Raw genomic sequence first — 10,347 nt, forward strand, 5'->3', positions numbered from 1 at the left:
CAAGCCGTCACACTCGCCTACACAGACGCCTCCTCTGCTAACGACTCCTCAGGCGTCATAGAAGATGCCGCCGGTAACGACCTCGCTTCCTTCTCCGCTCGCTCCGTTACCAACGCATCGACTGATCTATATCTTTTGGGAAACTACAACAATCATACTTACGCCCTTTCTATCAACAACCGCAGCTGGACGGATGCACGTACAAACGCCCTGACATCGGGTGGATACCTAGCAGAGATATCAGGCACAGAGGAAAACGATGCGCTGTTTGATCTGGTTACCAATTGGTTTAACGGCCATACAATTAATGGGAATCCCCCGTACGACATCAGCTATGCAAGTGATGGAGGAAACTCTTCTTACGTATGGATCGGAGGTTCAGACGCAACCAGCGAAGGAGACTGGCGCTGGTCTAAGACGAATGCACAGATTGCACTGAACAGAACTGAGTGGGGATCCGGACAACTTGGGCAGGAGCCTGACAATGGTGGAGGAACGATTGAGCAAGACCACTTGGCACTTGGCATGGAAAACTGGCCTTATCTATACCCTGATGGAGCTGGATTCGGAGATGCGGGTCAATGGAACGACCTCAACGGGGAGAACAGGATGTTTAGCGTTATCGAATTTGACAGCATCACGGCGGTCACAATGGAAGACCAGCTGATTCCTCAACTAAACACGTCAGAGCGGAGCGCTAAACGCGTCACAAGCCTAAGTTTTGATAGGCTTACAAATTTCAAAAGCTGGCCAGCAAAGCCCAATCAGCCCAAGTCGTACATCAGCAAACAACTAAACAACAATGAACATGAAGCCCAAATCTTTGACAATCAAAGGCTGATCGACATTACCAGGAAAGATCAACACACATTTAGCTCACTAGCTTCCGCTATGCGAGATCTAGCAATCGACATTGACGGGGATGGGTGGATCCTCCGCTCTCCAGGCACTGATCATTCATTCTTACCAACGGGTAACTACATCTGACGAAGCATTAACGGTGCTGCCCAAGGAAATGACCAAGACAAGCGGGGTGCACGGACATATTCTTCAAGAGAGTGGACACCGATTTCGGTCCACTGTGGTGCCGTGCCCCCACCCACGGAGATCGATCCAGGGCGCTTGAGAGTCCCCATCCCCCGGTTTGAGGAAAGTTGTCACCCCTGTGATCAGTATACCCGGGGGCTTGAGGGCATGACCAATGCGTCGTTACAGCGAGGCCGTTAAAGCTGATGTGAGGAGGCGGATGAGTCCGCCTCACAGGCAGAGCGTGGCTCAGATCTCAGCAGAGCTGGGCATTCACGTGGTCACCCTCTACAACTGGAGGAAGACCTGGCGGTTGCAGGGAGAGGTGGTGCCGGCATCCGAGAAGGAACCAGAAGGATGGAGCGCTGCTGACAAGTTCACGGTGGTACTCGAGACCGCTGGCCTGAACGCCACCGAGCTCAGTGCCTACTGCCGGGAACGGGGCCTGTATCCGGAGCAGGTGGAGCGTTGGCGTCAGGCGGCTCAGGATGCCAATGAAAAGCCATTGCTCACCTTGAAAGAGCAGAAGGAGCTGGAGAAGCTCCGTGCCCAAGACCAGCGAGAAATCAAGGCCCTCAAGAAAGAGCTGCAGCGCAAGGAGAAAGCCATGGCGGAGATGGCGGCCTTGCTGGTGCTGCGAAAAAAGTGGGAAGCCTTCTGCTCGGAGGACGCGGAAGGCTGACCAGCGCCGTTCACCGGCGCAAGGCGATCGAGCTGATCAGCGAGGCTCATGCCGCTGGTGCGGGCCTAGTCAGCGCCTGCAGCGAGATCGGCATCTGTCTGCGCACGCTCAAGCGCTGGCGGAAGGCCGTGATCGGTGATGGCGTTGGTCACGATCGACGTAAAGGCAGTCCACGCCGTGTCTTGCACAGGCTGAGCGAGGAAGAGCGTCAGCGAATCCTGCTGACCTGCAACCAGCTGCAGTACGCCGCACTGCCACCCGGTCAGATCGTGCCAGCACTGGCAGATCAGGGGCTGTACATCGGCTCAGAGAGCAGCTTCTACCGAGTGCTCCACGCCCACGGCCAGGTTCACCGTCGCGGTCGAGCACGGCCACCACAGGAACCAAGAGCGGTGCCAAGGCTCCGGGCCGCAGGAGCGAATCAGGTATGGAGCTGGGACATCACCTATTTGCCGACCACCGTGCGAGGGATCTGGCTGTACATCTACCTGGTGATCGACGTCTGGAGCCGCAAGGTCGTGGCCTGGGATGTGGATGAGCGCGAGAATCCAGCCATTGCAGCGGATCTGGTGAGTAGGGCTTGTTTGAGGGAGCGGATCAGTAAGGGGCGAAAGCAGCCGCTAATCCTGCACGCCGATAACGGCAACGCCATGCGTGCGGCCACGCTGGAGAGCCGGCTGGAGGAGCTGGGCGTACTCAGGTCGTTCTCACGGCCAAGGGTCTCAAACGACAACCCGTACTCAGAATCCCTGTTCAGGACCGTGAAGTATCGGCCTGATTACCCCCGCAAGCCCTTTGCCTCCAAAGAGCAAGCCTGTCAGTGGGTCGCTGAGTTCGTCGACTGGTACAACCATCGGCACCGGCACAGCGGCATCAAATTCGTGACGCCCCAGCAACGTCACGATGGTCAGGCTACGGAGATCTGCAGGCACCGTTCTGTCGTGTACAAACAGGCCCGCCAGCGCCATCCAAGGCGTTGGTCACGATCAACTAGGTGTTGGCGTCAACCGGAGGTGGTCTGGATCAATCAGCCAGATGATCACGACCTGGAACAGAAGCTACCGTTGATGCAGGCCGCCTGAACGGCAGCCAAGGAGTGACACCTTTCCTGAAAGTCACCGCTCCTGCCTTGCCGCTGGTGGCCCAGACTCAATCGGTTCGAGCTGCGTGCGGCGATTGTGCAGATCAGGCCGTTGGGCTAAGTAAAAGGATGCTGCCCTCTCTGGCTTTGGCAGCAGCAGGCTCTCCGCAGGTTGGGCCAACCAGCTTGATCCGCCATGCCTGCTGCCACTAGATCTCTGTGGCTGGCGAACTAGACCCAGGCCACCAAGGCAGCGCCTATAGCCATCAGCACCACACCGAGCCAGGCCTTGAGATCGAGCTGCTCACCTAGCAGCAGCAGAGCCAGCAGGGCAATCAGCACAACACTGAGCTTGTCGAGCGCCGCCACCCCAGCCACGGGCCCCAGCTGCAGCGCTCGGCTGTAGCAGAACCACGACACCCCTGTCGTCAGACCGGAGAGGGCGAGAGCGCCCAGGCTGAGAGCGGGCAGCTGGCTCAGCTCCTGCCAATCGAGCCGTCCAATTCCCAGCAGCACAAGAGCCAGCACAATCGCCACGGCCAGGGTGCGGAACAGGGTGGCCATCCCCGCATCCACCCCCTGCACGCCCACTTTGACCAATAGAGCGGTGACGGCTGCGGAGAGCGCGGCCGCTACGGCCCACAGCTGCCAGTTCTGCACGGGGCGTCTTGCATTGGAAAGCTGCGAGCAAAGGCTATTCGCACTGGCAACACTTCTGTTCACAAGCCACTTAAAAATGTTGGCTAAGCAAGAGCTACAAGCTCAATCGGCAATAATCGCCTGGTTGAGAGCACCAACAATCCAGGCACCGATAAGAACGATGGTGATTGCAGAAATCATCAAACCCTCTTAGCCAGGTCCGTAGGACGGCTCAGCACGTAGATCGTCATTGCCGAGAGCACGGCGGTGATCAGAGCAACGACGGAGATTGCAGCGGTGTAGTCGGTTTCCATGACGCTCAACCCAGACCAATTTGGGAAAGGATGCCCTGACCTGTCAGGAGCTCGGTGCCAAGACCGATCACAAAGCCGAGCATGGCCAGACGGCCGTTCCAAGTCTCAGCAAAAGCAACGAAACCCAAGCGGGAAGCGGACTCAGCCTTGTCTGTTACGGATTGTTACGGCCAATGTAACAGGATGTGAATGGTCGTAGCAAGGGGGAGAAATACGTGCATCTGCCCTGGCTGACGGGGAGTGCTGCCGCCGGAGCTGCGTCCCCCGCCTCTGAAAGGGGGCTAGCCGTTACGACCGAGCTGAATCCTGAGGGGCAAGGGGATCTGGAAGCCCCTGGGTAATCGCCAGTGCTCGTTTGTAGATGGCACTTGAAGTTGCCCCTGCCGCCTCCATGGCGATCCGCATGTTTTGCCAGTACTGCAATGTTTTGGCTTGAGTCATGGGAGCTGCTGCGGTGTCAGGCGCAAACGGCCGCCCTGCCGCGGCGCCGGCCCAGCGGTTCGATCCATTCGTTCAGCACAAGCTTGTGCTGGACAAGGCGACTCGGCAGGCGGCAACCAAGGTTGATCTGCCCCTCGTCTACCAAGCGCCCCAACCGAAGCGCCAGGGCTTCCTCGTGGCGGGCAAAGGCGCCTTGGTGGGATGCAACCCAGGAAATCTCATGCTCAGTGATCACACCGCTAGAGATGGACTCCAAAAAGACTTCCCCGACTGTCATGAGAGCCATGTAACAACTTCGTTACATGCTGCCGCGCCCAGCCTCGCTCCGTGGCTCGAGAGGGCTCAGGGGGCTGGCTAGGGCAGGCGGCTGGCTAGACCACGAAAGAGGCTTCTTGCTCTTCCGCTGCGTTGTGGTGCTCCATCCAGGCGTTTTGCAGGTCAGCTCTGGTGAGCCGGTAGCCCAGTTTTCGGACGGTGTGCAGCAGCTCCTGGTGGCTATGGCACTGGCGCAGGACCTGCTGGAGCGCCGGGTTGGTTTCTGCATCGGCCACCAACCGCTCCAGATCAGACCAGCTCATCTACTCAAAACAGAGATGGGATCAACCTCGCGTGAACCGGAGCCTGATGCCAGGTTCCCTGAGGACCATTGCGGCGCATTGGCGTGTGCCTTAAGGGCTTGGAGTTCGGGCCCTGGAGGTTGGTGCCGCGGTGCCAGCGCCAGACCTTGCTCAAGCACTGGCGGCAATATCCGCACTTTTGATCTGCAGTGCTCAAGCACTAGGCGAGCCACGTTAAGGCCCGTGGCTGTCTCAAAGCCCTGAAAGCCTGGGGCGCTATTGACCTCGCAGATGCTGTAACCATCGCCATCAAACAGCAGGTCGACACCAGCTATGTCGAGGTTCAAGGCGGCGGCTGAATCGCGCGCTAGTCGCTCCAGCTCTGGGTTAAGCGGAAATGCCTGCCCATCACCACCCCTACTGATGTTTGCCTTGAAACTGCCATCGGTGCTGCTGCGCAACATGGCACCAATTACCTGGCCGCCAATTACCCATACCCGCAGGTCCTTTCCGGGTCTTGTCCCGATGTATTGCTGCAAGATCAGGCTCTGGGAGCGATCTAGCCCGGAGACCAGCTCCATTAGGTCACGGAAACTGGCTGGGTCACGGCTAAGCACAACACCGTCGCCATAGGAGCCAACCAGCAGCTTGATGACACAGGGGAAACCAATCTGTTGGGCGACCAGCTTGGTATCGACTGGAAAGCGCACCAGCATGGTGCGTGGGATCGGCAAATTGCTCTGGGCCAGAATCTGGTGCGCATAGAGCTTGTCCTTAACTGCCTCGATGGCGCTGCTGGGATTGACCACAGCCACACCCAGGTGCTCTAGCTGGCGCAGGATCGCCAATGAGAAGTAATCCGTGCCACTACCAGTACGGGGCAGCAAGACATCGGGGAGTTGAACCTCAGAACCGCAGCGCCGAATGGATCGCCGGCCACCCCGGCTAACGATTAAATCGATTTCTTCTGGTGCGACGGTCTCAAAGCGGATGTCAAGAGCGCGCGCCTCCTCCCGCAACCGCGTCAGCTCATAGGGCTCGACCATTCCGGTCGGTCGCTTTTGAAGCACCCAGAGATTCATGCCAGCCCCATCCACAAACTCACTTTTCTTGTGGCGAGGCCATGGCTCCAAGCCTGTGCAGCACAGGGACACGCTGCAGGCGCAACAGGCAAAAAAGCAGTAGCTCTGCTAGAGCTGAAACTCTGCTGAACCTGGACCTCACTTGATCCAATTCGGGTGGTGAAAGTGATCGGCATGATGTCGTTCCAGTTCAAGCCCACCCCCACCTAAATATCCGCGTCGATCTGAGCACTTGCCATGGACGCACCCACCACCATCCCCCTGCCTTGTCCACTCTCAGCCGGCTGGGAGGTGGTCGAGCAGCGGCTGATCGAATCGAGCCAGGGGGGCGGCTTCTCGGCCGGGGCCTACCGCCCAGAAGTTGATGAGTTGTGGCTGCTTAGTGATGCTCCCCGCGGCAGCATCAGCCGCTGGCGTGGCTTCCGAACCGGCGGACTGAAGGGTCTGGTGCCACTGCCACCGCTACCGCTAAAGCAGCCGCAGCCCATGGATGGCGAAGGGCTGGTGGTTGAGGCCAATCACTTTTGGGTAGCCGTTGAAGGTCGGCAACAACCTGCGCAACCTGCAGCGCTGCTCCGCTACGACATGGCTTCAGGTTCGCTTTTGAGTAGCCGGGAGCTGCCGCCAGATTGGCGCCTCCAACCCAGTCGTGGACTGCGTAGCAATGGGGGCCCGGAGTCCCTGAGCCGTTCACCAGCAGATGGGGCCTTGTTGATGGCGGCGGAAAAGCCACTGCTGCAAGATCCCCCCGATCGGGTACGGCTGCTGCGCTGGGCGCCCGATGCCAGCGGCGTCTTGCAACCTATAGAGCTGCGCCCCCTCGCCCTGCCACCTGGAGGCTGGGGGCTCACCGATCTGCTTGCCACCAAGCAGGGACTCCTCGGTTTATGGCGTCGGTTTACGGCACCCGATCAGTGGCAGGCGCGACTGGTGCTGTATCCCGCCAGCGCCTTAACAATCAACGCAACCAGCAACCCCGACGCTTCCCCCGTGGCGCCACTGATGAGCTGGAATCTGATGCAGCTCGGTCTTGCTCCCGATAACTGGGAAGTGCTGCTGGCAGCTCCGCCCCTAGGTGATGGCCGGCCAAGCTTGGTGCTGGCGAGCGACGACAACTTCAATCCCCTGCAACGCTCACACCTTGCCCGGCTGGTGCCGCGCCAGCTGCCGGGCTGCTCAGCACCACCCCAGCAATGAAAAAGCAATGAATCGCTCCGCGCTCAAACGCCGCCAGCTACTCGAATTGCTGGGCATCGGTGCTGGCAGCAGCGCCGCTGCCATGTTGTTGCCGCAGCTTGAGGTCCGCAGCAGCAGCACGGCGGCAGGAAATGCTGCCCTGCCCTTTGTGCCCGTGCGTGCACCTCTGCCCTTGCCTGCTGACGGTCTGAGCGCGGCAGAGCAACGGCGCATCTATCGGACTTTCAACGTCGACGACAAACTGCTGGTTCCCGAGGGTTACCGAGCCGAGCTGCTCGCTGTCTGGGGCGATCCTCTCGCCACGGGTCGCTTTGGCTTCAACAACGACTACCTCGCGTTCCAGCCCCTGCCTAGTGGCAGGGCCTTGTTGAGCATCAACTTCGAATACATCAGTCCGCAGACCTGGTCGGCAGGTTTTTCAGAAGCCGTGGGCACCCCCCTGCCACTGGAGCCTTTGCAGCAGGCCCTGGCCAGCCGCGGCGGCAGCATTGACGTGGCCAGCCTGGCTACAAGCGACCCACTGCGGCCGCTGATCGAGGCCGTGGCCCGCGCCGCCATGGCCGATCTCGGCATCGGCGTGCTCGAGCTTGAGCAGGGGAGCTCAGGCTGGCGCCGCCTCGGCGGCAGTCGCTATGAGCGGCGCATCGATGGGCTCAGCGGGCTCAGCCAGCAGGAGCAGTCAATGCGCTGCAGCGGTCCGGCGGCGGCGGTGTTTCGCCACAGCCAGCCGCTTGGCTACCGCGATGGCCTAGGCGAACGGATCATCGGCACTTTTGCCAATTGCGCTGGCGGCACCACCCCCTGGGGCACCGTGCTGAGCGCTGAGGAAAACTTTCAGTCGCAGGTGCCCGAGGCCGTCTATGCCGATGGCTCGGCGGTTTTCCCAGAAGCGCGGCCGTTCCGCTGGGATGGTGCACGCCTCGACGGGCTCGGTAATCCCTTTGGGCTAGCCGGCAACAAGTACGGCTGGATGGTGGAATTTGACCCCCTCGAGCCAAGTAAACCCGCGGTGAAGCACAGCCTGCTGGGCCGCTTTCGCCATGAAGCCGTTGCCGTTGTGACCCGGCCTGGTGAGCCGCTGGTGCTGTACTCCGGCTGCGATCGCCATGGCGGCCATTTTTACCGCTTTGTCAGTGAGGGGCTCGTGCAAGACCCGCTCGATCGCACCAATTCGCGGCTGTTTGCAGCGGGGCGCCTGGAGGTGGCCCGTTTCAACGCGGAAGGCAGCGGCACCTGGATCACCCTGGAGGCCACCACAGCGGTGCAACCGCAATCCCCCAGTCATTACGAGCGCTTTGGCTGGCAGCAACCAACCGTGTTGCCCCACAGCGACCGCCAGCGCAGCGGCAGCGAAGCGCTTAACAGCGATGCCGAACTCCAGGCCTACCGCAGCCGCTACAAAAACCTTGGCGATCTCTACCCGTTGGGCGGCGATGACGTGAAGGCGCAGCTGCGCCAGCAGGGGGCGATCCTGATCGATGCCCATCTGGCCGCCAACGCCGCTGGCGCCACCGCCTGCCCCAGGCCAGAAGACACTGATATCGACCCGATCAACGGCGACCTGCTGATCGCTTTCACGGCGGCGGGCCGTGATGACAGCGGCTGCAGTGATCCGGCGGTCTTCCGCGGCCCCAAAGGCGAATCCCTCTGGCCCCACGGTTGGGTGATGCGGCTGAGCGATGGCGGCGCTAGCCGAGGCGCCAGCTTCCGCTGGCGGATGGTGGCAGCTGGCGGCCTGCCCTGGGAGGGGGGGCTTGGTTTTAGCCATCCCGACAACCTCGCCTTCGACCCATCCGGCAACCTCTGGCTGGTGACCGATCGCTCTGGGGGTGCCGACCTCGATGTGTTCGGCAACAACAGCTGCTGGCTGCTGCCGCGCGCAGGCGCAATGGCGGGCCAGGCCCTCTGCTTTGCGATCGGTCCGGTGGGGTGTGAGCTGTGCGGGCCCTGCTTCGATAGCGAGGCCCGCACGCTGTTTCTGGCGGTCCAGCACCCTGGTGAAGGCCAGGGTGTGCGCCAAGGCAAGGAGGTGGAAGCCCAAGCCCACAGCCTGGTCGATCGAAATGGTCAACGCTTCGAACAGCTGCGCTGGGTGCCGCTCGGCTCTAACTGGCCGTCTGGGGTACCCGCCAGGCCGCCCAGGCCCGGGGTCGTAGCGATCCGTCGACTTGACAGCAGGGCCTTGCTGAGCTGAGGTCCCAGCCCACGCCAATCCCTTGAGGCGTGCCCAGGCCGTGGATAGATTGATATCTGAGCTCCTGTGCCTTGGGCAGGCAGCAGCCCAATAATCAACCCACCAGCTGGAGGTGCCGGCTGCTGAACAGCTCTCCGGTGCAGTTCACCGGCAATAACGCTGAGCGCCCAGCCCGGTACCAGGCATCTACCAAGGCAGCGCTCGAGCGGGGGTAGAGCTCTCCAGCCAAGATCCAGAGCTCGTCGTGAAGCACCTGCGTCTGATCTGGTGTGCCTACGTACCAAGGCGACTCAGGGTCCTGTGACAGCTCCTCATGCAGCAGCAGTAATCCCTCAAGTACGCAGTTTGCGAGCTCAGGCGTCATCGGCTTTGCTGGCCCCACCTTGCGGTGCAGCTACCCAAGAACGTCCATCCACGCACATCAAGGTGCACCAGATCAAGGACTGGCCCCAGGAGGTTGCACACCAGATCAAAGGAGGAATGTCCATGAAAGCCGAGCAGCGCTCAAGAAGATGGAGGACATCGACCAGCGGATACGAACTGATTAGCCGGGCTTATCGGTGCCATCAGTCCTGCTGCTGGCCAATTGCGCATTTGGGTTGGGTGGCAAATATGAATTGGTGTTAAGTTCAGATGAGCGAGCGGTTTCCCGCCCCGCATCTACTTACTGCTTTCCTGCAAAGCCTCTCGGCTGAGTCAGGCAAGCCCTTCCCCAAGCCGTTCTCATGACAACCACTATTCAGCAGCGCCAAGGCGCTTCTGCGTGGAACCAGTTTTGCGACTGGGTCACCTCCACCAACAACCGCCTTTATGTGGGCTGGTTCGGTGTGCTGATGATCCCCTGCCTTCTGGCTGCCACCATCTGCTTCATCGTGGCCTTCATTGCCGCACCCCCTGTCGACATCGACGGCATCCGTGAGCCCGTAGCTGGCTCCCTGATGTACGGCAACAACATCATCTCCGGTGCTGTTGTTCCTTCCAGCAACGCCATCGGCCTGCACTTCTATCCCATCTGGGAAGCCGCCAGCCTCGATGAGTGGCTCTACAACGGTGGTCCTTTCCAGCTGGTGGTCTTCCACTTCCTGATCGGCATCTACGCCTACATGGGACGCGAGTGGGAGCTTTCCTACCGCT

Annotated in this window: 11 protein-coding genes and 1 pseudogene; 6 read left to right on the top strand and 6 right to left on the bottom strand. The window is 60.5% G+C overall.

Annotated features, from left to right (window positions below):
- The 3 genes from KBY75_RS14720 to KBY75_RS14730 all read left to right on the top strand — a co-directional run.
- The coding region (locus tag KBY75_RS14720) for a hypothetical protein (protein ID WP_255024483.1) at nucleotides 1-987 on the top strand (987 nt) is incomplete at its 5' end.
- Between the two features lie 259 nt (nucleotides 988-1,246).
- A complete protein-coding gene (locus KBY75_RS14725) occupies nucleotides 1,247-1,708 on the top strand; it encodes a helix-turn-helix domain-containing protein (protein ID WP_255024484.1) in 462 nt (153 codons plus the stop codon).
- A complete protein-coding gene (locus KBY75_RS14730) occupies nucleotides 1,672-2,790 on the top strand; it encodes an IS3 family transposase (RefSeq protein ID WP_255024485.1) in 1,119 nt (372 codons plus the stop codon). The genes KBY75_RS14725 and KBY75_RS14730 overlap by 37 nt, the downstream gene beginning before the upstream one ends.
- Nucleotides 2,791-3,020: 230 nt before the next feature.
- On the opposite strand, the gene KBY75_RS14735 is transcribed toward KBY75_RS14730, so the two are convergent.
- From KBY75_RS14735 to KBY75_RS14755, 5 genes are all read right to left on the bottom strand, one after another.
- Nucleotides 3,021-3,449 (bottom strand): EamA family transporter, encoded by a 429-nt coding sequence (locus tag KBY75_RS14735; protein WP_255024486.1) that lies wholly within the window; start codon nucleotides 3,447-3,449, stop codon nucleotides 3,021-3,023.
- A gap of 298 nt (nucleotides 3,450-3,747) precedes the next feature.
- Nucleotides 3,748-3,870 (bottom strand): high light inducible protein, encoded by a 123-nt coding sequence (locus tag KBY75_RS14740; RefSeq protein ID WP_255024487.1) that lies wholly within the window; start codon nucleotides 3,868-3,870, stop codon nucleotides 3,748-3,750.
- 329 nt (nucleotides 3,871-4,199) lie between these two features.
- Nucleotides 4,200-4,460, bottom strand: coding sequence for a hypothetical protein (locus tag KBY75_RS14745; RefSeq protein ID WP_254936676.1), 261 nt, complete (start codon nucleotides 4,458-4,460; stop codon nucleotides 4,200-4,202).
- A 94-nt stretch (nucleotides 4,461-4,554) separates the two neighbouring features.
- The gene (locus tag KBY75_RS14750) at nucleotides 4,555-4,761 is read right to left on the bottom strand and encodes a Nif11-like leader peptide family natural product precursor (protein WP_255024488.1); all 207 of its coding nucleotides are present in this window, start codon (nucleotides 4,759-4,761) and stop codon (nucleotides 4,555-4,557) included.
- The gene (locus KBY75_RS14755) at nucleotides 4,758-5,873 is read right to left on the bottom strand and encodes a RimK family alpha-L-glutamate ligase (RefSeq protein WP_255024489.1); all 1,116 of its coding nucleotides are present in this window, start codon (nucleotides 5,871-5,873) and stop codon (nucleotides 4,758-4,760) included. The genes KBY75_RS14750 and KBY75_RS14755 overlap by 4 nt, the downstream gene beginning before the upstream one ends.
- Nucleotides 5,874-6,059: 186 nt before the next feature.
- Between KBY75_RS14755 and KBY75_RS14760 the strand changes: the two genes are divergently transcribed.
- Together KBY75_RS14760 and KBY75_RS14765 are read left to right on the top strand one after the other, a co-directional pair.
- On the top strand, nucleotides 6,060-7,019 hold the full coding sequence (locus KBY75_RS14760; RefSeq protein ID WP_255024490.1) for an esterase-like activity of phytase family protein: 960 nt from the start codon (nucleotides 6,060-6,062) through the stop codon (nucleotides 7,017-7,019).
- Nucleotides 7,020-7,026: 7 nt separating this feature from the next.
- Nucleotides 7,027-9,213 (top strand): PhoX family phosphatase, encoded by a 2,187-nt coding sequence (locus tag KBY75_RS14765; RefSeq protein ID WP_255024491.1) that lies wholly within the window; start codon nucleotides 7,027-7,029, stop codon nucleotides 9,211-9,213.
- Nucleotides 9,214-9,307: 94 nt separating this feature from the next.
- Here KBY75_RS14765 and KBY75_RS14770 read toward each other — a convergent pair whose 3' ends face one another.
- Nucleotides 9,308-9,577 (bottom strand): hypothetical protein, encoded by a 270-nt coding sequence (locus KBY75_RS14770; RefSeq protein ID WP_254937217.1) that lies wholly within the window; start codon nucleotides 9,575-9,577, stop codon nucleotides 9,308-9,310.
- A gap of 361 nt (nucleotides 9,578-9,938) precedes the next feature.
- On the opposite strand from KBY75_RS14770, the pseudogene KBY75_RS14775 reads away from it, so the two are divergent.
- Nucleotides 9,939-10,347: pseudogene (locus tag KBY75_RS14775) on the top strand (photosystem II q(b) protein); the annotation flags it as partial.

Origin of the sequence: Cyanobium sp. T1G-Tous, assembly GCF_024345455.1 — a bacterium.
Lineage (GTDB): Bacteria > Cyanobacteriota > Cyanobacteriia > PCC-6307 > Cyanobiaceae > Cyanobium_A.